General features: G+C 47.8%; 21 protein-coding genes, 1 tRNA gene and 2 pseudogenes. 6 read left to right on the top strand and 18 right to left on the bottom strand.

Annotated features, from left to right (window positions below; genetic code table 11):
- Positions 1 to 58: 58 nt before the first annotated feature.
- Entirely contained in the window at positions 59 to 961 is a 903-nt protein-coding gene (locus tag K331_RS0123140; RefSeq protein WP_028592103.1) for a hypothetical protein, read from the top strand.
- A gap of 140 nt (positions 962 to 1,101) precedes the next feature.
- On the opposite strand, the gene K331_RS0123135 is transcribed toward K331_RS0123140, so the two are convergent.
- From K331_RS0123135 to K331_RS0123110, 7 genes and pseudogenes are all read right to left on the bottom strand, one after another.
- Complete coding sequence (locus tag K331_RS0123135) at positions 1,102 to 2,487, bottom strand: HAMP domain-containing sensor histidine kinase (RefSeq protein WP_028592102.1); 1,386 nt, start codon at positions 2,485 to 2,487, stop codon at positions 1,102 to 1,104.
- Positions 2,484 to 3,173 carry a response regulator transcription factor gene (locus K331_RS0123130; RefSeq protein ID WP_028592101.1) on the bottom strand — a complete coding sequence of 230 codons (690 nt, stop codon included), beginning with the start codon at positions 3,171 to 3,173 and terminating at the stop codon, positions 2,484 to 2,486. Before K331_RS0123130 ends, K331_RS0123135 begins: the two co-directional genes overlap by 4 nt.
- 73 nt (positions 3,174 to 3,246) lie before the next feature.
- Complete coding sequence (locus K331_RS0123125) at positions 3,247 to 5,256, bottom strand: serine hydrolase (protein WP_028592100.1); 2,010 nt, start codon at positions 5,254 to 5,256, stop codon at positions 3,247 to 3,249.
- Between the two features lie 225 nt (positions 5,257 to 5,481).
- Positions 5,482 to 5,619, bottom strand: a pseudogene (locus K331_RS31685) (SDR family oxidoreductase); the annotation flags it as partial.
- A pseudogene (locus tag K331_RS32025) lies at positions 5,607 to 5,702 on the bottom strand (aldehyde dehydrogenase family protein); the annotation flags it as partial. The pseudogenes K331_RS32025 and K331_RS31685, both read right to left, overlap by 13 nt.
- A 55-nt stretch (positions 5,703 to 5,757) precedes the next feature.
- Entirely contained in the window at positions 5,758 to 5,883 is a 126-nt protein-coding gene (locus tag K331_RS33005) for a hypothetical protein (protein WP_264177770.1), read from the bottom strand.
- A 37-nt stretch (positions 5,884 to 5,920) separates the two neighbouring features.
- Positions 5,921 to 6,004 (bottom strand) — tRNA-Leu (locus tag K331_RS0123110).
- Positions 6,005 to 6,215: 211 nt separating this feature from the next.
- Between K331_RS0123110 and ilvB the strand changes: the two genes are divergently transcribed.
- The 4 genes from ilvB (at position 6,216) to K331_RS33150 (ending at position 9,472) form a co-directional block, all read left to right on the top strand.
- Positions 6,216 to 7,895 (top strand): biosynthetic-type acetolactate synthase large subunit, encoded by a 1,680-nt coding sequence (ilvB, locus tag K331_RS30300; RefSeq protein WP_051289985.1) that lies wholly within the window; start codon positions 6,216 to 6,218, stop codon positions 7,893 to 7,895.
- Positions 7,896 to 7,918: 23 nt separating this feature from the next.
- Complete coding sequence (locus K331_RS0123100; protein WP_226383674.1) at positions 7,919 to 8,458, top strand: flavin reductase family protein; 540 nt, start codon at positions 7,919 to 7,921, stop codon at positions 8,456 to 8,458.
- 30 nt (positions 8,459 to 8,488) lie between these two features.
- Positions 8,489 to 9,043, top strand: coding sequence for a hemerythrin domain-containing protein (locus K331_RS0123095; protein WP_051289984.1), 555 nt, complete (start codon positions 8,489 to 8,491; stop codon positions 9,041 to 9,043).
- Between the two features lie 261 nt (positions 9,044 to 9,304).
- Complete coding sequence (locus tag K331_RS33150; protein ID WP_018885992.1) at positions 9,305 to 9,472, top strand: DUF6254 family protein; 168 nt, start codon at positions 9,305 to 9,307, stop codon at positions 9,470 to 9,472.
- Between the two features lie 267 nt (positions 9,473 to 9,739).
- Here the strand turns inward: K331_RS33150 and K331_RS0123085 are convergent, their stop codons facing one another.
- The 10 genes from K331_RS0123085 to K331_RS0123040 form a co-directional block, all read right to left on the bottom strand.
- Positions 9,740 to 11,305 carry a glycoside hydrolase family 43 protein gene (locus K331_RS0123085; protein ID WP_028592097.1) on the bottom strand — a complete coding sequence of 522 codons (1,566 nt, stop codon included), beginning with the start codon at positions 11,303 to 11,305 and terminating at the stop codon, positions 9,740 to 9,742.
- 19 nt (positions 11,306 to 11,324) lie between these two features.
- A complete protein-coding gene (locus K331_RS0123080) occupies positions 11,325 to 11,744 on the bottom strand; it encodes a hypothetical protein (RefSeq protein WP_028592096.1) in 420 nt (139 codons plus the stop codon).
- A gap of 4 nt (positions 11,745 to 11,748) precedes the next feature.
- Complete coding sequence (locus tag K331_RS0123075; protein WP_028592095.1) at positions 11,749 to 12,720, bottom strand: pectinesterase family protein; 972 nt, start codon at positions 12,718 to 12,720, stop codon at positions 11,749 to 11,751.
- 271 nt (positions 12,721 to 12,991) lie between these two features.
- Positions 12,992 to 13,882: a dienelactone hydrolase family protein gene (locus K331_RS0123070; RefSeq protein WP_028592094.1), complete on the bottom strand. Its 891-nt coding sequence runs from the start codon at positions 13,880 to 13,882 to the stop codon at positions 12,992 to 12,994.
- Between the two features lie 15 nt (positions 13,883 to 13,897).
- Complete coding sequence (locus K331_RS0123065) at positions 13,898 to 15,238, bottom strand: glycoside hydrolase family 28 protein (protein ID WP_028592093.1); 1,341 nt, start codon at positions 15,236 to 15,238, stop codon at positions 13,898 to 13,900.
- A complete protein-coding gene (locus tag K331_RS30295; protein WP_036635648.1) occupies positions 15,225 to 16,382 on the bottom strand; it encodes a glycoside hydrolase family 88/105 protein in 1,158 nt (385 codons plus the stop codon). Before K331_RS30295 ends, K331_RS0123065 begins: the two co-directional genes overlap by 14 nt.
- Before the next feature lie 45 nt (positions 16,383 to 16,427).
- The gene (locus K331_RS0123055) at positions 16,428 to 17,945 is read right to left on the bottom strand and encodes an extracellular solute-binding protein (protein WP_028592092.1); all 1,518 of its coding nucleotides are present in this window, start codon (positions 17,943 to 17,945) and stop codon (positions 16,428 to 16,430) included.
- Positions 17,946 to 18,113: 168 nt separating this feature from the next.
- Positions 18,114 to 19,625 carry an extracellular solute-binding protein gene (locus K331_RS0123050; protein ID WP_028592091.1) on the bottom strand — a complete coding sequence of 504 codons (1,512 nt, stop codon included), beginning with the start codon at positions 19,623 to 19,625 and terminating at the stop codon, positions 18,114 to 18,116.
- A gap of 20 nt (positions 19,626 to 19,645) precedes the next feature.
- Positions 19,646 to 20,278 (bottom strand): YesL family protein, encoded by a 633-nt coding sequence (locus K331_RS0123045; protein ID WP_018886001.1) that lies wholly within the window; start codon positions 20,276 to 20,278, stop codon positions 19,646 to 19,648.
- Between the two features lie 30 nt (positions 20,279 to 20,308).
- Positions 20,309 to 21,199: an ABC transporter permease gene (locus K331_RS0123040; RefSeq protein WP_226383687.1), complete on the bottom strand. Its 891-nt coding sequence runs from the start codon at positions 21,197 to 21,199 to the stop codon at positions 20,309 to 20,311.
- Positions 21,200 to 21,549: 350 nt separating this feature from the next.
- Here K331_RS0123040 and K331_RS0123035 point away from each other — a divergent pair, with 350 nt between their 5' ends.
- Complete coding sequence (locus K331_RS0123035) at positions 21,550 to 22,434, top strand: carbohydrate ABC transporter permease (RefSeq protein WP_025680618.1); 885 nt, start codon at positions 21,550 to 21,552, stop codon at positions 22,432 to 22,434.
- 293 nt (positions 22,435 to 22,727) lie between these two features.
- On the opposite strand, the gene K331_RS0123030 is transcribed toward K331_RS0123035, so the two are convergent.
- Entirely contained in the window at positions 22,728 to 24,974 is a 2,247-nt protein-coding gene (locus tag K331_RS0123030) for an AraC family transcriptional regulator (RefSeq protein WP_028592089.1), read from the bottom strand.
- Positions 24,975 to 25,540: the final 566 nt, after the last annotated feature.

Here is a 25,540-nt window from a genome sequence, read left to right as displayed (position 1 = left end):
TACTTATTTATATCGCGATATATTTATATTTAATGGAAATATTGTGAGGGGGTATAGCATGAAAATCGAAGGAAATGTTATCTCATCGACCCCAAGACTCTACACTCAAAATCGAGATGACAACCAACTGAAACTAGAAGCAGGCTTTGCTCTTCCAAAACACGATAGTGTAGAAATAAGCGAGGCAGCCAGGCAGCTTGCCGCCGGGACAGGTGGCCGGGAATTGCCTGTGGGCGTGGTTAAGGACAATCTTTCAATAAGACCGTTTTTTACTGCCGAAATTGATTCTTCCTTAAGCCAAGTGCTTAACGGAAAACCGCCTGAGGTGGAAGAAGCCGTAAATTTCTTAATTACCCGCAACTTTGTGCCCGATGGCTCCGTCTCGGATGACAGCGAAAGGGCAACGTTGCTTGAGAGTGGGCTGTCTCAGGCGAAGTATATTGCGGATAATTACATGACAGACGACGAAGCGGAGAAGTTCCTGAGCACAATGGGTATGATCGCAGCCTATGCCAAGACTAGAACGGTCGATCCGGAGAGCGGTCAAGCAAGCTATATGTATCTCCATCGCAAACCTGACGGTGCGCCCGATGATTATGTCGATATGGATTACTTGATGAAGAAATATGATCCAGAATCTGCTCGTAAAATAACCGAGACCCTCAAGGATAGATTAAATGGCGGTAGCGGCGCAGGTTTTACGGGAATTATGATGGATTTTAATCAAAAACTGGCGCAGAACCCGCAATGGTTAAATGAGTATCGCGCTGAAATCGACAATATGAATAAGGTTTTGAAAAACACGGATATCGACAACCGGTTTGAAAGTGCAGACACCTCAAATATGGCCGCGTTCTTACAAGATATGGACAGCCAAATCCAAAATACAGCCCATGAAAATAAAAACTTTTTAATAAGAAATATAGAATATTTCTCGCTCATCCTCGGAAAACAGATATAATCACTCTTGAAACCGGGGAAGTCCCATAAGTCAAAAACAGAAAAAAGCTTCCAAACCTACATGCAAAATGGTTGTGGAAGCTTCTTTGTGTCTGGTTATAAAAGCTGCAACAACTGGCTACCCAGCAATATACTGCATACTCAGGATGAATCCCGGACGTCTGCGTAAGGCAGGGTGATTCGAAACAGCGCCGGGTAACGCTTATCCGTCACAAGCTCGATCGTGCCCTGGTGACGGGCGATAATTTTGCGGCATATGGCCAGCCCCAATCCTGTGCCATCCTTGGTCAAAGCGGAGCCGCGCACAAATTCCTCAAACAGCCCTTCCTTCTCCTGCTCTCGAAAACCGATACCGTCATCCCCTATCCAGAGCACGGCATGTCCGTCCTTTCCCTCGCATGATGCATAAAGCGTCGTTCCGGACGAATTATACTTTAGCGCATTGCCGATCAAATTCGCAACCACGCGGTCCATCTGCATCGGGTCCATCCTGACATACAGCGGCGTCTCCGGAATATCGGCTTGCAGCCGAAAACCTTTGTGCTCGATTTCCGGATAAAATTCCACGATCCTTTGCCGAAGCCATTTGGTCAAATTCACTTTTGTCAGATTCAACTTCAACTGGTCGTCGTCCAGCTTCGCCAATTCAAACAAGTCTTGTATCAGCTTGCCCATATAGGCGGATTTATCGTGGATGTACTGGATATATTGGCGTTTCCTGCTTTCATCCGATTGCGGATTATCCAACAAAAGCTGGGAATAGCCCAAAACCGTCGTCATCGGCGTCTTCAGATCGTGAGATAAATGCAGCAACAGGTTTCTCTTATTTTGCTCGACCGCTTCTTTGTCCGCAGCAGCGAGCTCCAGCCGCGCGGCCATATCGTTAAACGCGTCGCGAATTTCCGCAAATTCCTTCTCTGCCAAAAAATCCAACCGTTTCTCGTAGCGAAACTTCTCCATCTCCTTGATACCTTCAACGATCTGCCGTAGTGGTTTGTTCATTTGCCGGACAGAATATCGCGTGTAGAAATAAAGGACAACGAAGAGTAGCATGATAAAAAAAATCATGGCGATGATCACCGCGAGCAACAATTTGTTGTACGGCAGCGGAATTTTCCACAACAGGATATACCGCTCCCCGTTCCTCTCAACCGAATACGCATGGTAGCTAATCGAATCGTCATTGCGGAATGTGTCCATTTGAGCAAAGAGGCGGTTGTCGCGATATGCGGCGATCTCGTCCTGCTTCTCCCCTTTGACGGCGACGATGGTCCCCTCCCCATCTACCAGCTCTAGCCATCCGCCATATTTGGCGGGCCAATCTCCATTAAGGCTTCCGTCAGGTCCGTAAAGTTCGGATGTATCAATCTGCTTAAAGTCCGGGCTTCGGTCGATAACCTGGTTCATCAGAACATCCATAATGATCAGCGACAATACGATGACCACCAGCACCAGTCCGACAATCGACAAATAATTCGCCAGAAACAGGCGTTTTAACTGCCGCTTGCGTGAGGAATCAGGCTTCATTTTTCAAATCGGTACCCGAGTCCCCGGATCGTAATCAGGTGAACGGGCTTCCTTGCGTTATCTTCAATCTTGTCTCTAATCTTGCTGATATAGACCATCACCAAATTTTCATCCCCCATATATTCTTCCCCCCACACCTGTTCGTAGATCTGCGCTTTGGTAAACACTCGGCCGGCGTTCTTCATCAGCAAAGCCAGAATTTTAAACTCGTAGGATGTTGTTTCCTTATGCACGCCGCCTTTGTAAAGCTTGAAGCTCTTCAAATCCAGTCTGATGTCGCCGATTTCGATTAACTCCCGTTCCCGATTTTCCAGCAATGCGTATGCTTCCGTACGTCGGAATAGGGCCTGAACCCGACTGACCACTTCAAGCGGGTTGAAAGGCTTGCCGACATAATCGTCTGCGCCGAGCTGCAGTCCGTTGATTTTGTCCATATCGTCGGATTTGGCGGAAATAAACAGAAAGGGGACGCGGGAGTCTTGCCGCATTTTTCTGAGCAGCTCAAATCCGTCCATTTCAGGCATCATAATATCCGCGAGGACAAGATCGATTCGCTCCCGCCGGAAGAGCGCCAGCGCTTCGTTCCCGTTCCCGGCTTCGAAAGTTGCATAGCCGTAATTCTCGAGATAAATCACGAGCAGTTCCCGAATCTCCTTCTCGTCGTCGATGATCAAAATAGATTTGATAAACCTCACCTCTACCTATAACAAATTCCCGTTTGTCCTACATAAATCACGAACAGGGGGCCCGCAATATATTTTAGTATAGATTATCCGCAAACGTCGATAGTAGCGCGGCAGCTTCCTTCCGCAGCATAGGTTCTTTCGATCGGTAATCGACCGTACCGTCGCTAGCCTTGGCTATTTCCGGCCCGTATAAACCTTTCGCCACAACGAACTGAACTCCTTCAGTCGCCCACGGATCGGTCGTTCCGCCAAGATTTTCTTTTAGTGGAGACGCATAGAGATAGGCGGACGCCATGTTCCACACGATCATTGCCGCCGCTTCCCTGGAAATCGGCTCCAGCGGCTTGAACTTGCCGCCTCCCGATCCTTTGATAATCCCGAATTCGTAGGCAGCTTGAATTTCCTTCTTGTAGGGGCTGTCGGCAATGTCGGTGAACACCGGCGTTTGCTCGGATGAAGGAAGTCCAGTCCAGCGGATGAACCAACCGACTAATTCGCCTCTGGAGATCGTCTGGTCGGGTTGAAACGGCGTCTCTCCGCCCTCTTGGCCGATCACTTCCAACTGACGCAGGTGATAGATGTAAGAGGCATATGGATCATCCGAATCGATATCCGAATATTGCCGAGGCTCAGGTAATCTCAGCGACCAGCTGTCTGACTTCTGATCGTAGTAGAAGGCTTGCACCGTACCATCGTCGTTTAACGTAAAAGCTGCCTTTACGCCGTTCTCATCACGGAACAGCATTGGCTCGATCTCGCGAAGTGTGTGCTTGCCTAGCGGATCAGTCGCGATCAGCAGTCCATCTTCGGCATGAATACGGGTCGTCCACATCCGGTTCCGCAAATCGCCGTAGACGCCCTCAAATTTCGCCAGCGATTGTTGCGAAGGCGCAAGCGGCGTCTCAGAGGCCCCTTTCTCCGGATAATAATGATCCATAAAGGCTTCGAACAGAGGGCCACGGAAGTCGAAATCCTTGTTCACGTTGACGTACACGCCGACCTTCTCGTCGGGCAATAGCCACATATCACTGTGATAGCCGTCTATGTCTCCGCCCTTCTCCACAACGTTGCGTCCGTTATAAATTTGCTGATTGGCGTACTCGAAGCCATACGCCATATTCGACAGCTTCGCATGGATGGCGAGCTGGGGCTTATGCATTTCCGCAGCGGTAGCTTCTTGCATAATCCGCGCATCTCCCAGCTTACCGCCGTTCAGATGGGCCATCATGAAGCGGGCCATGTCCGAGCCGGTAGACAGCATACCTCCGGAAGGAAGCACGGTCGGAACGGTTGTGTAGGCGGCAATGGGCTCGCCTTCCACGTTGTAGGGAACGGCCAAGCGCTCCGTCAGCTGCGGGGTTAGCCGGAAATCACTGCTCGTCATACCAAGAGGCTTAAAAATATGATCGCGCACGTATGTGTCGAACGGCTCGCCCGACACTTGCTCGACCGCATACCCCTGAATCGTGAAGCCCAAGTTGTCGTAGCGATAGTACCGCCCTGGCTCTCGGATTACCGTAGGCACATGCTCCTGAACAAAGGTCCTCAAGGGAATTTCCCGCTGCAAATCCTGAGTCATTAACTCGGATGTGTCCCCGTGCTCGAATCCAGTGCTGTTCATCAGCAAATGTCTCATCGTCAACGGAACATCCGTCTTGTTCGGGATTCGAACTCCTCCCAAGTAGGCGGACAGCTCCGCGTTCAGATCAATCTTCCCCTGCTCCGCCAGTTGCATCACCGCCGTAGCGGTCACGACCTTCGAGATCGAAGCGATCCGAAATACCGTCCGGTCAGGATCTACCGGCAGCTTCCGCTCGATATCTGCATAACCGTACCCTTTCTTCGCCAGCAATTCATCGCCTTTGGCTACAATAACCACGGCCCCGGCCATATTATTCTTTATCTCCGGTTGGGCAAAAAACTCATCCAGAAACCTGCCTACTTCTTCCGGGTCTTGCGGCCCCGGCTCCAAGGAGGCGGCAGACGCGCCTTGCAGCGCATTCCCCCCTCCCATTGTGCTGGCCAGCAATATGATTCCCAAAGCAGCAGCCGTCTTGGCACGCAACGCTCGCCACATGCTCATCTAACATCTCTCCTCTTTCTCTCATTATGTTCACGTTGCAGTGTAACAAGACATTCTTAATCCCGATTTGATATAACCTTAATGTAATGTGAAATGAGTGCCGCATTGCATGTTCTAAGCCGCATTGCATGTTCCCAATACGCAAAAAGCTCCTGAATCTCACATGGGAGAATTCAAGAGCTTGTTCATTGTTAAGATCAATGCGGTCGAGAGGACTCGAACCTCCTAAAAATCTCCAAGAGAAGATTCGGGCAAGCTCTGTCCTCCGTCGATAATAATTGTTTGTCCTGTAATGAAGCCAGCCTCCTTGGAGGCAAGAAATGCAGCTGCATGTCCCATTTCCTCAACAGTCCCAAACCGCTTTCTTTAAAACCGCCAAATGGTGCCTGGACTGCGGACGGAGAACCATCATTTAAACTAATGATCCCATATTCTAATGCTTCAGAAAAACGGAACCTCAATACATGATTTTGCTCAGAATGGCTGAGAGCATATGACCGCCTACAGAATCAACAGCGGCTTGCTGCTATTTTCGGCGACATCCTCGCGAGAGATGACTTCACTTGCGCCGAGCGACTTCAAATAATCAGCAGCATCCGAATATGAAAAAAGCTCCTGAATCTCCACGAAAGGAAACTCAAGAGCTCGTTCATTGTTAAGTTGATGCGGTCGAGAGGACTCGAACCTCCACGGGGGTTAGCCCACACGGACCTGAACCGTGCGCGTCTGCCAATTCCGCCACGACCGCATATGATCAAGTTTTCTCAAACCCGATAAATTAGATTATACGCTGTCTCTAGCAAGAAAGCAAGCATTATTTTCTTGTTATGTGTACAGCAGCCCTCTTCTCTCCCATCCATATCTTTGCGAAGTATTGTCTGTTTTTTGGCAAGAAGTGATTCGAATCACTTTGTTTATTTTTGGTTGCGCTACTCTAATACATAATAGGGGGTGCTACTGTGACTGGAGCAGAGCTGCTCATTGAGCTACTAATCGAACAAGGAATAACAACTATCTTCGGATACCCTGGGGGCGCGGTGCTCCCAGTATACGATGCTTTGTATGAGAGTCCATCCATTCAGCATGTGCTGGTCCGACATGAGCAAGCTGCGGTACATGCCGCCGATGGTTATGCACGAGTTACGGGACAGCCAGGTGTCGCACTTGTCACCAGCGGACCCGGAGCGACCAATGCAATCACTGGAATAGCAACAGCTTATATGGATTCCGTGCCCATGGTGATTCTGACAGGTCAGGTTGCTTCACAGCTAATTGGTCTGGACAGCTTTCAGGAGGTCGACATCTACGGCATGACTATGTCCATCACCAAGCATAATTTCATGGTTATGGATGTACAGGACCTGCCAAGAATTATACAGAGCGCTTTTCATATTGCCACTACAGGACGCCCGGGTCCGGTATTAATTGATTTGCCCAAGAATATCATGCAAGCCCAAGCACCAGGCAACTATGAATTAGAAGACCTCTCATCCATTGCCTTGTTAAGAGGCTACAAGTCCGATCCCATCATTACTGCTAAGGACGTCCGTACCATCGTCAACAAGCTGACCCATGCCTCCCGTCCTGCCCTGCTCATCGGAGGAGGATGTATGTCTGAGGCAGCCTCCGAGCTACTGATCTCCCTTATTGAGCAAGCACACATTCCTGTTACCTCCACCATGATGGGGCTGGGAGCATTCCCAACGAACCATCCTCTACATTTGGGCATGGTCGGCATGCACGGCACCGTCGCGGCCAACAAGACCATTCAGCAGGCGGATGTTTTGCTATGTCTGGGTGTACGCTTCAGCGACAGGGTGTCCGGCAATCCCAAGGCCTTCTCACCTCATTCCTACAAAATTCAGGTCGATATTGACATGACGGAGCTAAATAAGAACGTTCAGGTAGACCTGGCTGTTCACAGCTCTGTTGATGTTGTACTTGGAGGGCTACTGGAAAGCAAGCTTGCGGGTTCCTGGAAGGAATGGAACGAGCATACCCACACCTTTTCCAAGAGAATCCCCTCCCTTCCTAAGCCAAGCGAAGGAGTGCTTCAGCCGCAGGAGGTCATTCAGCTCGTTCATGCCAAGACCGAAGGACGAGCCGTTGTGGCGACCGATGTGGGTCAGCATCAGATCTGGACGGCACACCATTATCCCTTTTCCCGCCCGCGCTCCTTCTTGACCTCTGGCGGCCTTGGTACTATGGGCTATGGGTTACCTGCAGCGATTGGGGCAGCTATGGCTTGTCCGGAGCAGCAGGTTGTCTGTATCAGCGGTGATGGCAGTATCCAGATGAATGTACAGGAGCTTATAACGGCAGTAGACTACGACCTCAATCTGAAAATCGTCATTTTGAAGAATGGATATCTCGGGATGGTCAGACAATGGCAGCAATTATTTCACGACAAGCGCTATTCATCCGTGAAGATCTCGTCACCCAATTTTATCGAATTGGCTCAATCTTATGGTGCGTCAGGCTATCGAGCCAGCTCTTATGCAGAAGCAGAGCGAATTATTGATGAGGCCTTATCGAGGCATGGAGTTGCGGTGATGGAGTTCGATATCACTGAAGAAATGAATGTCTATCCCATGATTCCGCCTGGTGGAGACGCCAGTCAGACTATTGAATCTGAATAAATTAATTATGTACTGGAGGAATTATGATGAGCAAGGTTCGTGTCAATTATGAAAAAATGTATTACGGATTTCCTGCAATACTCGTAAGCTTCTATGATCAAAATGGTGTACCTAACGTAACTCCCATCTCCTCCTCCTATACGCTGAAGGATATGATGGTTCTTGGCTTCAACAGCAAGGGGTATGCCGTACAGCAGATTAAGGAAGTTCGCGATTTTGTAGTGAATGTGCCTGACCAATCCTTACAGGATGAGGTGGATTACTGCGGCGCCCATACCGGGCATGATTGCCATAAGTTCGACTTTGTACAATTGACACCTGTTGCATCGACTGTAGTTCATGCTCCTCTTATTCAGGAATGTCCAATCTCCATTGAGTGCAGTCTGACAGAGGTTATCGAGAGAGAAGAATTCGGTGGGATTACGAATCTGATCGCCAGAATTAAGGGACGCTGCCTGGAAGAAGATTATGTGACCGCAGATGGCGGATTACTCATTTCCAGAGTCCATAACATCAATTATTTCGGTGACGGAAGAACCCGCGGCTTCAAATACACGAAATAAGCTTGCCAACCAATCTAAGGAGTGAATACTATGCAACCGAATGGCCAATTTTGTCCAAGCAGTCTATTGAACGGAGAGCCCGTCCTGCTATGCCCTCCATTGGCGCAGCTGAAGCTGGAGCATCAGCCGCTAAGTGCACAGATGGATGAATTCTCAGCTGCAGCGGCACTTGTCGGGGAGGATGATCAAATACAGAATTGGCATGAGCCGATAAAGCGCCTTCGTGTGCAAATTAAAGATTTCTCAGCGCGTCTGCACCGTCATTCGGAAGTGGAGGAAGGGTTCCTCTTTCCTATGATGGCTACCTATATCGGTCGTGAAAATGGTCCAATTGCCGTCATGGAATATGAGCATGACCAAGCCAAGGAGCAGCTCGCCCTGTTCCTGGCGGCCACGGATACCCTCGATGAGCTGGATGCTCCTCTCGCTGCTGAGGCTGCAATGAAAATTGCTTCCCATGCCGTAGCCGCACGACAAATTTTGGTGTCGCATTTCATGAAGGAAGAGACGATATTATTCCCTATGGCGGAGAAGTTACTGTCGGACGCGGAGAAGAACCAGTTAGCCGAGATAATTCTTCAATAAATGTGAAAACGTGTGACCCTGAGTCATCATACAATATTAAGTCATCATGCGATCTTAAGTCATAACTAGTACAAATTATGCTTACCTCCTGTATTCGTCAAAGTTAGCCTGAATTAACGAATAATATGCCTGTTCTAAATAAAGGACTCATCCATGAAAGTCCGCATTCCTTGCGGGCTTTTCTTTTGTTATATCTGTTCCGTATCAAGTGCATAATCGCCTTCGCTGTGCTCCATACTATCAGCAAAAAGGAGGCTGATTATGAGCAGTTCCAAGAGTCGACGGGAGAACCGTTGGAAGCAGCAAAAAGAAGCCATTCATCCCCATGGTAAAATCAAGTCCCTGCACGAACTATCGGAGGAATTCGGCCATACCAAGCCTGATCATACTCCTTCATCCTTAAATCCTCGTGATCGGGATGAATATTAGCGACTGAATGCATCAATAGCTGATCTGCCTGCTTTAGTACAGCTAGTAAGGTTGGTCCAAAATTGAATGTACAAAGAAACCTCTCCTTTGAAATGGTAGGCCACACTTCCAATTCACTAGAAGAGAGGTTTCTTTATTGTGTTTTTAAAGGACATCCTACGCAAATAAAAGAAAGCTGCCCCAAACAGCCATTTCATGACTTTCTGGGACAGCCTCCAAATCGGTACCTTGCCATTAGTAGAAAATAAGTTGATAACGATATATCAACTACGATCCAACATAGCTGAAATGCGAGAAGTCCGCATAGCTACCCTTGAATTGCTGCATATCATGTACTGCAATCCCGACGAAATTTCCTGTGAAGCCCCCTGACAAGAAGCTGATATTCTCCTCTCCGAACAGTGGCTTCCAGCCTTCCTCTTCACTCAGCTTATAATAGAATTGTCCAACCGTGTCATGGACCTCTACAGCCAGTTCAACTGTACTATCCGCATCCAACGGAATCATCTCCGGCACAAGGGAGAACGTATCTGCTTCACACTTCAGCTTGCGCAACACACAACCATGCTGCTCGTCATGTGTAATGTAGGCATAAAGATAATTATCATCATTGAGATATAACAGTAACCCAGCCATCTGCAGGTAACTATCCGGCTTGTAATCTACTGCTGTCTCAGCCCGGAATTCCATGTCCGTCTGACGAATTGCCAGCAGATGGTGACGGAACAGACTTTGCAGAGATTCGCCAGACACGACACGAAGGTAGCCAGGACGTGCCTTGAGGGAGCACCAGCTCTCATCAGGTAGAATTCTGGCAGTGTTCCAGTTCTTATGAAGCTGCGGGCCGTCGAAGTGGTCCTCGAAGCGATGTCCATCCTCTCTTGGCTTCACCTCCACCCCTTGTGGTGCAGGAACTCCAAGCTGTGGGGTATGTCCACCTGCCGTCAGGCGCAGCCAGCCGTCAGCATCCCAATATACCTGCTGTAGCGCAGTCTCCCGCCCCAAAATAGCATACTTACCTTCTACCGGGCGAGTACACAAGTGCGCCATATACCACTCACCACCAGGTGTCTGTACAAGACTGCCATGACCGGCGCATTGCAAGGGCCAATCCAGTCGGTCACTGGAGGTCAGCATCGGATTGAGCGGATCTACCTCATACGGACCTGTCAATTCCTTGGAGCGCGCAACTGTTACGGAATGCCCAATTCCAGTTCCACCCTCAGCAGTAATCAGATAATAATAGCCATTCAGCTTGTAAATATGCGGGGCTTCTGTCTTCTTGAGCGGCGTGCAATCGAACAGCTTTATCGGCTTGTCAACCAATTGCTTAGCATCTGCATCATATTCCTGCATGACAATACCACTCGACTTGTTCCCCTCCGTAATTCGGTAATCCCACAAGGCATTCAGCAGCCACTTGCGGCCATCCTCATCATGGTACAAGGACGGATCAAAGCCGCTGCTATTCAGGTAGATAGGCTCAGACCATGGTCCGGTAATCGACGGAGCTGTAATCAGGAAATTATGATCATCCTTGAACGGTCGCTTGGTGCTCTTCACATCGGTATAGAGGAGATAGAACAATCCGTCACTATAGCTTAGCTGAGGCGCCCAGATGCTGCAATTCTTTGCGTTGCCACGCAGGTCTACCTGATCGGTCAAAATATCGGTGCAATGCTCCCAATCAGCTAGATTCTGCGAGGAGTACACACGTACACCAGGCAGCCACTCAAAGCTGGAAACAGCAATATAGTAGGTATCCTCCACACGCAGAATGCTGGGATCTGGGTTAAAGCCTCTTAGAATCGGGTTTTGGATCAGATGTGTCATCGTGTATACAATCTCCTTTTCATAAGTTCTGAGCCTGTTGTCTGCCACGCCAGATGCACAGGATGGCGGATACGAAGAAGAGGAAAGCTATCGGAAAGCCCAACATTTGCGTGCCGAGCAGTATCAACAAGCCAGCCAGACCATACAATACGGCTGCAATTACATACCGTCCCTTGCGTCCCAGGCTATAGCTTGCGAAGACAACCAGAATCAGGACGAAGGTGACGGTCGTACCGAACCACGCACCTAGTGTCCGCAAGGCCTCATAGCTGTCCTCCAAAGTAACCGCCGTATTATTTTCACGCAGCATGGGGTACAGTGACGTCTCGAAGGTCTCCAGCGACATCTGTCCTATGACCACCGAGAACCCCCCCATGAATACCAATGCGACGATGGCGCCGAACCATCCTATTCCCAGTTCCCATCTCCGTGCCATCATGCCGTTATTCCCCTCTCTGCTTCCAGAAATGTTCGTCGAAAATAGCTTCCTTACGGAAGGTGCTTGCCTGGTTCTCATTCAGCTCTTCACAGGCCGCCCAGCCGACACGGGCGGCACTATTGCTACCAGGTCCTTTGCTGCCGTATTCACCATAGACAGTAGTCTCTTCGTTCGCCGGATTATCCCAGTTGTCCCAGCCTCTCGGGTCAATATGGCTATCCAGCAAGCAATCCACGAATATCGTCTTGGCGTACTCACGCCAAGGCCTGCCTAGAAATACTGGAGTTATATCAGCCTCACCCGTCAGATAGCACTGATTGAAGACATAGCCATGCTCCTGTCCCTGCGGTGTCGATGCGGCGGTTACAAAACCTGCATGATTACGATCATGCCTCAGGCTGCGGATTTCACAATGCTCAAAATAAGCTGTCGCTCCACCGAAAATAAAATCAACAGTACCCTCAATGTAGCAGTTCTGATAGAGCTGTCTATATTGCTGATGGAACTCCTTCAGTTCAATTCCACCAAAGACGGTGCGTTCCTTGGGACGCGGTGGGAGCGGCCCTGTGAACAGCGTATCCTGATGGGCCTTCAACGAGCAGTTACGGAAGATGGTGCGATCCGAGTGAGCCGTTACTGCAACGGCTTGCCCAACCGCTTCGCCTTGTCCTGCTGTATTGGATATGATCAGATTCTCAATAATCAGATCCCTTCCACCGAGAAATAGGGTAGCTGTAGCAAATGTACCGATCTCGGCTCCTGTCTCATCAAGCTCACGAGCGTATCGATTCATGCGAATTTCTACTTCTCCCAGCCCAATGATGTGTAGGTGAGAACGATAAATGCGCACTTCCTCTTCATACAGACCTGCCATAATGTATAGCTTTTCCCACTGGTCTGAGGGACGCTGCTCCAATGCATCAATAGCTTCCTGAATAGTTGTAAAATCACAAAATGCATGCTTACCTACGATCATAATGAGGTCGTTCCTTTCCCGGCAGATATCTGTTCAAGCCTAATAATATAAACAACTTCGACGATTAAATATGCGCTTATAATGCACCCACATTCTGTCGAGTGCCATTTCTTAAATGCATTTCTAAAATACAGTCAGGTGAACAAGTTAACCTTGTTCACCTGGAGATTCAATGAGTCTGAACCGTACTGTGCCCACTAGAGAACATCTATGTTTGCCTAATTAGCTGACTTATGCGGCAGCTAGCTGGGCGAACAGACTATTCTGTAGTTTATAGATGTCTGGCAAGAAACTCCTGCCAGGCTACTCGCATTTCTAATGTCTCCATATGCCCTCCGCCAGTGTGGATGGGCTGCCAATGCTGTGGATAGCCTGCTTCCTGATAAGCTACATGCAGTCCTTCCGCCAGCAGCTGTACTCCCTCCGGAGGACAGAGACGGTCATGGATACCGACGAGACTCATCCGAGCTCTAGGGACAATCCTTTTCTGGATATCAAGCGTTGTGAAATGCTTCAAGAGACCTGGAACATAGGAATAAAAGCCATGATGGTCCAGTCCACGCTTGGCAAGCAACGTCTCGGCATCCACTTGAGCACACAGATCTACGGTGACCTTGATCCGCTCATCAAGCGCTGCAAGCCACCAAGCCATCAAGCCACCCATGGACATACCGATGGTTCCGATCCGGGAGGCATCGATATCCTCTCGACTGGACATATAATCCACCAGGCGTTGATTGTCATATAGCATCATGCCCCACATGACCTGTCCCTTCCAGAGCATCTCCTTCACAATTTCACTTTCAGCCTTACCACTACGCTCATTGAAGCCCCACATATCAATGCAGCATGCCGCATAGCCCATACTCGTTAGGGTCTGGGCAAAGGATGGCTCCTGCAAATAAGCGCTGCTCTTGATAAATTCTTTACGACCGTTTGTGTAATTGCCACCGTGGGAGTGGTTGAACACCACGAGCGGAAATGGCCCTTTACCCTGCAGCGGTACAGCCACATAAGCAGGCACAGGCTCCAGCCCATTAAGGTCGAGCAAGAGGGATTCCAGACGAAATCCCTCATGTTCTTCAACCTTCAGGGTGGTCGCATGGATCGGACGCTCCGCGGGCAGATCGCCCAACAACAGCCTCAGCTGATCCTCTATCATTGCGCTGACCCCCTTTTATGTTCCTGCTGTAACCTCTACCTGCTCGACCAATTGCTCAGGCTTGGCGGTATTTCTAGACTCGCAATTCAATAACTCTACCTTCTCACCGTTCTCAATGTAGAAGGCAGGTCCTTCATGATTTTCAATCGTTACCTGCTGGAAGCGAATATCTCTTACATTCCCAAGATAGAAGCCCCGGTTGTTCATATCCTCAATGCCCGTCATCATTGCAGGCTTGCCTGGGATTGCATTCTTCGCCATCGAGATATCGATGTTGGAGAAGGTGATCTCCGAGATATAACGCTCTGCCAATCCATACAAGAAACCAGCGGCAGCATGGACGTTGCGAGCTGTAATATCGGCAAAATGAATGCGACGGAAGCAAGGTGTCTCATCGGTAATCGGATAAGGATTCTTATCCCATACGTATTTGTCCTTACCACGTGGTCCGCAGAAATAATACAGATTCAGGATGAACGGACAAATGACATCCTCCATGACGATATTGCTAATACGGATATCCTCGATGGTACCACCGCGTCCACGTCTGGACTTCAGACGAACGCCTCGATCTGTCTGCTTGAAGACACAATTGCTAATCGTTACATTGCGGATATCGCCGCTCATCTCACTGCCGAGCACAACGGCTCCATGACCATGCACCATAGTGCAGTTCGTAATCGTGATGTTCTCACAAGGTACCCGTTCAGCCGTATCCTCTGTGCCTGCTTTGATCGCAATACAGTCATCGCCAACATCGATATTGCAATTACTGATTCGAACATTAGTACAGGATTCTGGATTAATACCATCTGTGTTTGGTGAATCCGCAGGATTGAGAATTGATACGTTATCCACCGTCACGTTGTAGCTCAGGATCGGATTAATCGTCCAGCTCGGGGAGTTCTGTAGGGAAATGTCCCGAAGCGTAACTTTCTTACAGTTGTAAAAACCGATCATGGTCGGTCTTGGTGCCTTCAATTCCTCTCTGCGGTTACGGAAGGTATCCCACCAAGGCTGTCCATTACCTTCAATCGTTCCGCTACCTGTAATAGAGACGTTCTCCAGATCCTTACCGAAAATGCAGGGAGAATGCACCTCGCGGCGCACTCCTTCCCACCGGGATTCTACCATTGGAAAATCCTCAGGGTCTGTACTGAAGGACAACACAGCTCCCGGGCTTAGATGCAGCTCAATATTGCTCTTGAGCCAGATTGCTCCTGTCTTGAACGTACCGGCAGGCACGACTACTGTACCGCCACCAGCCTTACTAGCCGCATCAATCGCAGCTGCAATGGCAGCTGTTGCCACTCCGTCTTGGGTAACTCCATAATCTGCAATGTTATACACTGGCATTTTGTTCCACTCCTGTTCTCAAGCCTTGGCGCTGCAGCCATTCATATTCTCCACAAGCTTGGAGGAATGCTCCAAAGCCCTTCTGGTCATTTGTTACAATCGGTTCACTAATATAGTAAGCAAAGGTACCATCACGTTGATCCGCTCCGCCAAGTCCAGCCACCGCACAATTCTTGTTCAGGTTCACCCAGCCTTCTTTGGTCTCGATCACGAATTCGGTGATAATGCCGTTGAATGCTTTCGTAAGTGTCGCTTCCCATGAGGAATCAAGCACGCCCAGACGGATTCCCTTAGCCAGTGCATAAGCAATCATGCTGGAAGCGGAAGCCTCGAGATAATTCCCTTTTCGCTCTGGTAAGTTCACCACCTGATACCAGACACCTGTTGCAGAGTCCTGATAAGCCTTGAGCGCAGTCAATGTCTCATTAAGAATACGAACGAGCTCTTTGTAATCCTTGTGTTCCTCCGGCAACAGTGCAAGCACATCTACAAGCGCCATCACGAACCAGCCCATGGAACGTCCCCAGAAGTTCAGAGATAGCCCCGTCTCAGGATTACACCAAGGTTGTACACGCTTCTCATCCCATGCATGGTACAGGAGGCCTGTCTCGGCATCCTTCGTATGCTTCTCGCAAAGAATGAACTGGGTGGTGACATCATCCATGCCCTCAGCATTCTCAAAGGTCAGCAAATACTCCAGGTAGAACGGTGCTCCCATGTATAAGCCATCCAGCCAGATTTGATAAGGATAGATTTTCTTGTGCCAGAATGCCCCCTCCGAAGTACGGGGATGAGTCTTCAATTGCTCGCGCAGAAGCGCAGCAGCTTTCTTGTACTTCTCATGTCCAGTCTCCTTGTACAGGAGAAACAGAAGCTTGCCGTTATTGATATGATCAATGTTGTATTCATCCATACCATAACCGCGGATGCTTCCATCCTCTTGTACAAAATAGTCCAGCTGATCCTGAATGTAACGCAGGTATTCTTCATTTCCCGTCTGCTTCCACAGCAGCTCGAAGCCCTTTAGTACAACACCATAATCGTAGGACCACTTGCGATTGTGACCTCGATCATCATAAATATTCGGCAGGCGTTCCATGAATGATTTAGCTGTCTTCTCAGCCCAGTATTGCTTCTGCTCCACTCTTGATCCCTCCTGTCACAGTCGGTTGTACCCGCTGTGTTTTATTTATTTAGTTTTTGTCTTGGCATAGGCTTCTTCGTATTCGGTTTTTATCTGGTTACCACCAGCGTTCTTCCAATTCTCTACAGCTGCCTTGAAGCCGGCTTCATCCAGCTCACCCATAATGAATTTGAAGGAAGCATCCGTAATGATTTTTTCGAGCTCTGTACCTCTATCATTGGCTGTCGGAGAATCCAGTGGAACCGTAGGGTCCAGGACAGCGTAATTAGCGTTCTCCTCAATAAGTTCATTGGACAGCGCCTTCTCTGGGTTGGCATCCTTCAGCGTATAGGTTACTTCACTTGGTCTGGAGCTGGAGAATGGTTGTACATCCGCTTGCCACTTGTCCTGGTTTATAATTTTGTAAGTGCCATTCTCATCAATCTCGTAATGCTCTCCCTTAATACCGCCAGTCATATACATGAATGCTTCTTCATCAATCAGGTCGTTTACAAATTTCAGCAGGCGTTTCAGCTCTTCCTCGGATTTCACCTCGGATTTAGGGAATGCCAGCAAGCCGCCTACGCCACTGCCTTCAGACCAGATATGATACTGTCCATCGCCATTGGAGATCTTGTTCACTGGCACCAGCTCCATACCTTCCTGCAAGCCTTGGGACAGGTTACGAAGGTTCGCAATGTCTACCATACCTGTGTAAATGCCCGCACGACCTTGAGCGAATTGCTGCTGCTGGTCTGTCTTTGCCGTAACAGCAAAGTCCTTGTTCATGTATCCGTTAGTATACAGATCTTTTTGATACTTAAGTGTCTCCAGATACTCAGGTGTCTCGAACTCAGGTGTAAATTTACCTTGGTCATCTACCATCCAACCGTTCGGAGTACCGAAGTATGAGCTCAGCGTCTTGAAGCTGCTATAACGAAGGTCGGATCGATCTACGAACCCGGTAGTGTCGTTTTTGCCATTGCCGTCAGGGTCCTGCTCTGTGAAGGCTTTAGCTACGTTATACAGCTCATCCAGCGTTGTAGGTACTTCCAGACCCAGCTTATCCAGCCAATCTTTACGGATGACCAGACCACCGCGGGCCAGATTCTTCTGGAATGGTACACCATACAGCACGCCATCAATTGAGGCGGCTTCACGTACATTTTGTGGAATCTTCGTCAGGTTCTCATATTCATCCAGGTAAGGACCTACGTCCCAGAACAGGCCGGATTTAAGGGAGTTACGTACGGATGAGTTCGTCATCATGGTCAGCGTTACGATATCAGCCAATTGGCCTGAAGCCAGAGCTGTTGTAATCCGCTCTTCTTTGGAGGCATCAGGTACCCAGTTAAATGTAATTTTGGATTTGGTGTATTCCTCAAGCTTCGACTTCACGACATCCGTCGGTGGGGAAGCTGTATGAAGTACGTTCAACCAAGTGAATTCCACCGTAGAATTAGGATCGTAAGCCGCATTTGAATCTCCACCAGGGGCTGCGCTTTGGCTGCCACCTCCACAAGCTGTCAACAGTGTGCTGGTAAGCAGGACTGCTGCTGTAATACCACTAAGCTTCTTTTTCATGTTCCATTCTCCAATTCATGTGTATTGTGATGATTCATTCAGCATTTTTGCATCATTCGGAGCGTAGCGCTATCGGTCACAATGAATAGATCAAAAACAGTACCTTGACCTATTCATTGTGGATTAAGCATGAGCTTGAAAGTCGCTAGTCGTATTTATGCAAAAATACTAGTTCTGAATTGCTTTGTAGGCAGCCTCATACTCTTGGATAATGGCATTACCACCGGATTTTTTCCAGTTTTCTACAGATGCCTTGAACTCCTCCAGACTAGACTTGCCAAGAATATATTTGTAAGTTGCATCCGTGATGATTTTTTGCAACTCAGAGCCCTGTGTTGTAAATGTATCAGAATCCAGCGAATAGGCCGGGTTCAGCACAGCGTAGTTCTCATTGTCGAGAATCAGTTCATCCGCTTTTTTCTTCAACGGATCTGCATCGTGAATCTCGTAACCAAATTCCTTCGGACGGCTGGCAGACAGCGGCTGTACCTCTTGCTGCCACAGCTCATTGTTCGTGATTGTAGTGGCTTTCTCAGCATCCACAGTATAGTGAACGCCTTCAATGCCGTACGTCATTAACGCGTAGACTTCTTCATCCAGCAGGTCGTTGACGAACTTCAGCAAGCGCTTCAGCTCAGCTTCGTCCTTCACCTGGGATTTCGGGAATGCCAGCAAGCCCCCAATACCATTGTTAGCTGCCCAGATCGCGCGATCTGCATCATTACCAGTGGTAGTAATGTTGTTAACGACCACGAGCTCCATATCATCCTGAATGCCTTTAGCCATATTCAGCAGGTTCTTACTGTCGAACAGGGCACCTACATAGATACCGGCCTTCCCTTGAGCGAAGCTTTGCTGCTGGTCCGTCTTGGCTGTAACTGCAAAGTCTTGGTTAATGTAACCGCTCTCATATAATTGTCTCATATAATCCATGGTAGCCACATACTCGTCTGTATCGAACTCCGGTATCATTTTACCGTCTCCAGTAACTTTCCAGTTGTTGGGAGTTCCGAAGTAAGAGCCGAGTGTCTTGAAGGCACCATAGATTAGGTCATTCCGGTCTACGAATCCCGTTGTATCCTTTTTACCGTTACCATCTGGATCTTGCTCTGCAAATGCTTTGGCCACAGCCATCAATTCATCGGTAGTCTTCGGCACTTCCAGACCCAGCTTGTCGAGCCAATCCTTACGGATCGTTACCCCGTTACGAGCAAGCGACTTCTGGAATGGAACCCCGTACAGCTTGCCAGCGATGGATGCAGAATCACGCGTATCCTCTGAGATTTTTGCCAGGTTCGGGAATTCATCGAGATACGGTCTAACCTCCCAGAACATCCCTGATTTGAGTGCATTACGTACTGAGGAATTATCCAGCATCGTTAGCGTTACAATGTCAGCTAGCGAGTCGGATGCAAGCGCTGTATTAATTCGTTCCTCCTTGGAGGCATCCGGAATCCAGGAGAACTGAATTTCCGTATTCGTCTTCTCTTCAATCTTGTCGACAATCGTGTCTGTAGGTGGAGATGCTGTGTGCAGAATGTTAAGCCATGTAATCGTGGTTTTGCCGTTTTCCCCTTCACTCGTGCTCGAAGCGCCTTCCTGCGCGCCACCGGCACAAGCCGTCAATAGTAAGCCGCTGCAGAGCATTAATGCCATACACTTCTGTACCATTGTCTTCATGTTTGTTTACAGCCCCTTTATTATTTTTGCAAAGCTATATCTTCCTCTTTCGCCACAGCTTTTCGTTCCATTCTGCTGAACACCTGATGCGTCATCCACATGACCAGATATCCGATCAGGCTCGCTCCGGCAAAAGTAAGAATTCCAGGGAATAGATTAAGAATCAGGAAGTAAATCAGGGCAATTCCCACCATAAGTACCAGGGTATACTGTAAATTAGAGAATCCGATGATCAATGACATTCTGACCTTCAGCCAGATTCCCTTCCAGTCATAATGACTTACCAGCGGGAAAATATACAGCAGTGAAATCAGATACAGGAAAATCCCCACAAAAATGACGACACGCAGATACCATGAACTGATATTTGCCAAGTCGATATAGAGCACATAGCCGACAACCGTATAGATCAGACCGAGTATAGAGCCTTCCTTGAAGCTTTCCTTGTAATACTTCACGAAGGAAGTGAATACAGGAACCTCTTCGTTCCCGCGAATCCACTGCCGTAGCACACTCATCATAGCGATGGTTGCCGGCCCGATCCCGAACAGGACCAGACCCAGCAGTGTACCGCCAGTCCACAGCAGGTTCAGATAGACCAAGCGAAGTATCCTCATACACCACGCATTGACCGTTTCCACAAATTGTATCATTTTACATCCTCCCCTGCTGTAGTAAATATCTTAGTAGACTCCGTCTTCGCCCATCTTCTTCGCGAGCTTATTGGACAGCACAACCAGAACCAGACCTACCACGCCTTTGAACAAACCGACGGTGGTACTGAAGCTCAATTGTCCGTTACGCAAGCCCGCTGTATAGATATAGGTGTCAAAAATTTCGGCAACCTCACGGTTCAGTGAGTTCAGGAGCAGATACATATGCTCGAAGCCCAGATCCAGTGTATGCCCAATCTTGAGAATCAACAGTGTGATAATAACCGGACGGATGGCTGGCAGTGTCACGTGCCATGTCTTTCTGAGACGACTTGCTCCGTCCATCTCTGCTGCTTCATACAGCTGAGGGTCAACTACTGTAATAGCTGCCAGATAGATGATCGTTGACCAGCCAAGCTCTTTCCAGATGATCTGCCCGATATATACGGTACGCAGCCATTCCGGAGAGGTAAGGAAGCTGATTTTCTCTCCGCCCAGAGCAGCGATCATTTCATTGATAACCCCGCCATCCACTGTCAAGAATACATAGGAGATGGACACGATAATAACCCAGGACATAAAGTGTGGAATGTAAATCACTGTCTGGATTATGTTTTTGAATGCCTTCTGTCTCACTTCATTCAGCATCAGAGACAATATAATAGGTAGCGGGAAAAAGATCACGATGTTCAAGGCGAATAAAATCAGTGTATTACTTAGTAGCATAAAAAAGGTTGGTTCCGTAAAGAGGCGAATAAAGTGCTTCAATCCTACCCACGGACTACCCATGATTCCGAGGTATGGCTGATAATCCTGAAATGCGATAATCAGACCACCCATCGGCAGGTACTTAAAGATGATGAAATAAATCAATCCGGGAAGTACCATGAGATACAATAGTGCGTTTCGTTTCATACCCATGAACTGGCTGGTGCGTCGTTTCTTTTTAATGTTCACATCCACAGCTGTGACATTTGCTTTCACTGGGCAACCTCCTTCATCAACGTTCCGTTTACATGCCTCAGCATACTGGAACATTGGCATTCCGTACATAATCATCTCGTGATAGCGCTTGCAGATCCCTTGTGGTTACAGCGTTTTTCCCATATACACATCATTTGAGGATTATCCCACAACATAATGATTATCCCGTTAGGCCCCCACTCGATACCGGTCATAGCACGGACAATCTCGCCTGCGGATTATATACGGAATCCCCCATGCTTGGTAAAGTTAACTTATAAATGATTTCTACTCTAGGAGGTTAACGCATGGCATCAGCATCCTTCAAAAAGCAGACCGCAAGCAACCTTATATTTACGGTTGTGAACAATTCCTTGCTGGTCATTATCGCTCTCGCTTGTCTACTACCCTTTGTAAACGTTATCGCCAGCTCATTCGCAACAACCCAGGAGGTAGTAGCCAAGAAATTCATACTATTCCCTACTACGTTCTCGTTGGATGCCTATCAGTACATTCTTTCCACACCAACGATCTTCAAGGGCCTAAGTGTCTCTGTTGGCGTAACATTAGTAGGTACATTAGTAAGTATGGTCTTAACTGCATTTATGGCTTACGCGCTGTCCAGACAGTACCTGGTCGGACGTGGGGCTATCAACTTCATTATCGTGTTCTCCATGCTCTTCAGCGGTGGTATGATCCCTACATTTCTCGTAGTAAAAAGCATGGGTCTAATCGACTCCTACTGGTCGCTGATCATCCCGGTTGCCATTAATGCCTTCAACTTGATCATTATGCGTAACTTCTTTCAGGCGCTCCCTGAAAGCCTTGAGGAATCTGCCAAGATGGACGGTGCCAATGACTTCGTCGTCTTCTTCCGAATCATGCTGCCGCTGGCCCTGCCATCCATTGCAACGATCTCACTGTTCTACGGTGTAACTTACTGGAACACTTACATGAATGCGATTCTCTACATTAATGACTCAACTAAATGGCCAATACAAATCCTGCTGCGCCAGATAGTCATCGTATCCAGTGGTATGCAGGCAGATTCAGGCTCGGTAGATGTCATACCACCTGCACAGACGATCAAAATGGCCGTTATCGTGATTGCAACAGTGCCAATGCTCATTGCCTATCCATTCGTACAAAAACACTTCACTAAAGGTGCCCTGCTGGGTGCAGTAAAAGGATAAGACACCAAGCAGCAAGTTTCCGACATCATCAGAAACTTGCTGCTTTTCTTTTGGAGGACTTACTGATCTAGCACGAGTCCCGATCCACTGGACATTTCACTACACTTCACTTCACTTCATTACACTACACTAGACTACATGCACTACACTACATGCACTACACTACATACACTACTCTACGAGTTCTACTACGCATGAAAGCAGGATGTGCAGGAGCTTAGGCACAAGAAGCTCCCAACGGAATCATGTGATTCCAGGAAGCCTCTGCTCCTTCAATATTCTATTGATATTAACTAATTAGCTTGCTTGATCTTGCGATAGGCACCAGGCGTCACGAGCTCCTTCTTGCGGAATGACCGGATGAAGTTCTGAGGATTATGGTATTGAAGCCGTTCTGCAATTTCCTTAATAGTCATCTCAGTCTCTGTCAGCCATTTCTTGGCCATTTCCAGTCGATAGCTCATCAGGTAATCACTAAAAGTCGTCCCGAACTCCTTCTTGAAGATACTACTCAAGTAGTTAGGGTTGTAATGAAGGCGATCGCCAATAATCTCAAGAGACAGCTCCTGATCATACTCCGTGCGAATAATATCGGCAATCTGCTCCGAGAGCCCGCGGAACTGCTTGTTGGTCTTCTCCTTCATGCATCGAACCATCGGAAAGATCGCCTCGTCCACTAGCAAGCGCTCAATCTCCTCGGGATTGCGAATGCTCAGTAGCTTATGGTACAGAGCATGATTGTCATGAGTCAAGAGCACCTCAATGCCAAGTGTCTGCTCCAGTTGGATCAGGTTGTTCACCAGTCGAACCAGCATAACTTCAAAATTCATGGAATTCTTGCTCTTCTTCATCAGTTCAGCCAGCAAAGGATACAGATATCGGCTAACCATATCTTCATCCCCAAGACGGATTGCATCGAATAGCTGTGACTCCAGCTCTGCAGGATACTGCACCAGTACAGGTCCAGATACGACCTGAGAGATATCTTCATAGAAAATGATGGATTCCTTACCGAGATTGAGACGCTGATGGAGCGCTTGCTTACTCATCTCGCAGGCTTCCTTGCTTTCAAGCAGTTGATCATAGACCTTACTAATGCCAATGCTGACAGACAAATTAAGATATTCCTTAACACTCTTGATCAGGGATTTAGCATAAGCCAGCACCTGCTTATTCATCTCCTGCTCGCTCAGATCCTTGAACATCAGGATTGTAGCCTGCGTGTTCGAATTCAGGATAATCGGGAGCATGCGCTGCTCGGAAGGAACCACTTCCTCCGTAAGCTTATTAATGGCTATTAGCAGCACGTCCATATCCGTAGGCTCACGTTTTCCGAGATTATCCAGCTGAACTAGCACCGTCATGAATCTGTAGTGCTCCATATCTCTATATCCCAGGCGTGGCAGCTTGAGCCCAAGCTCCTCTGCAGTGACTCTATTGCGGAATAGATTAAGGATGAGCTGAGTCTCTAACTGCGGCATCTCAGACTCCATAAGTGTCTCAAGGCTTTCCTTCTCGGTAATGATGTTGTCGATCGAATTCAGAATCCAGTCAATTTCATTTTTGGCTGCATCCTGTGTGTTCTTGGGAAGACTGCGCTTGATCTGTTGGATGGGCTTCGTGAAATAGACTGCAATAATGTAAGCTACCACCACCATAAGCAACACCAGTAGAACGCCCATAGCAATCAGACCAAACTTGGTCACTTTTAGGGCACTGGCGATCTCCTCCTGATTCAATACTGTCAAATAAGTCCAATTATTATAAGAGGATTTGGAATACATAATCATCAAAGGTCCGCCACGTTGTTGTTCAAGCGTGAGCTTCCCTCCAGCAGGTTCTGTTCCAACCGACTCCATAATCTGCTTAAGCTGGCTATCCGACAATAGCCCCGGCGTCGGCGCTGTCTCATACATAAGAACACCTTGACGATTCAGAATGTACACGTTGGTGTTCTCGTCACCGGAACGAATGGAGTTGTTTAACGTTTGCAAAGAAATATCTGAAAGTGCGATAGCCTGCTTTTTCTTGGAGAATACAGGTAATGTATTTACGAATTGTATTCCTTCATCTGTCTTTACCCAGAATTGAGAGCTATTCTGATTCTCTATATATGAAGCAAACATCTCTTTACGATCTTCGTCGGACAGGTAACTTAGCGTGCCATTGGCTACTTTCCAGTTCTTCTCCAGACTGATTAGGGAATACTCCGTTCCCTCCATACCCATCGTAGCAATATAATTCAATTGAGTGTTAACATCCCGATAGGCAATGAAATCCTTCTCTGTAATTGGACTCAGGACGACATCTCGAAACGAGCTGGTAGTGCTATATGTGTTGAAGGCATATTCAATGGTCTGAATTTTCTGCTCCAAATTGTTCTTGATCTGTGTAATGTAATTCTGTTTACCGTTCGCGACGCTCTCTATGACTGAGTTGGTGGTATAAATATAGATATAGCTGCCGAAGCTAATAACAAGCGTTACACCGAGCACGAGAATCGGTAAAAAGATTTTGTAGAACATGATTCCTTTTTTCATGTAAATCCCCCTCAGGTCGTACCTATTACCAATTATAGCGTTTTCACAGATAGGTGCCAATTAAAATTTCCTACCCTCTGTTTTTTGCGAACCCAGACATGGATCAGCCCCATTCAATTCAATTAGATTATTATAATAGAAGTACGTTGATAATATTGTGAAGAAAATTACAAAGTTTTGATAATTTAATGCCCATCCCATTACTAGTCTATTGTGTGTTAACTGCACTATTGCATTTCAGATTTAGACATGATATATTGATTGAGGCATCAAACATTGATGAGTCAAGTATTGATGGGTCAAATAGTTCACCAGAGTATGATCTATGCGAGCTGAATTGATGGGTTCACCCCTAATCTTAACATCGTACACTGACTTCTATTCTTCAAGCATGGACAACATGCGCAGGAATAAGCTAGTAGCTAACATGAATAGGCCTGTCATATATAGCTCGGCAATCCATGATTACTTTGTCATCAGGCAAGGCTATAGTCAGGATATGTATATTAATGATACAACGAATATATTTTGTAATATTATCAGAAAAATCCTATTTAGAGAATCCT

Source organism: Paenibacillus massiliensis subsp. panacisoli DSM 21345 (assembly GCF_000426545.1).
GTDB lineage: Bacteria > Bacillota > Bacilli > Paenibacillales > Paenibacillaceae > Paenibacillus > Paenibacillus panacisoli.
This window is presented reverse-complemented; position numbering and strand designations above follow the sequence as displayed.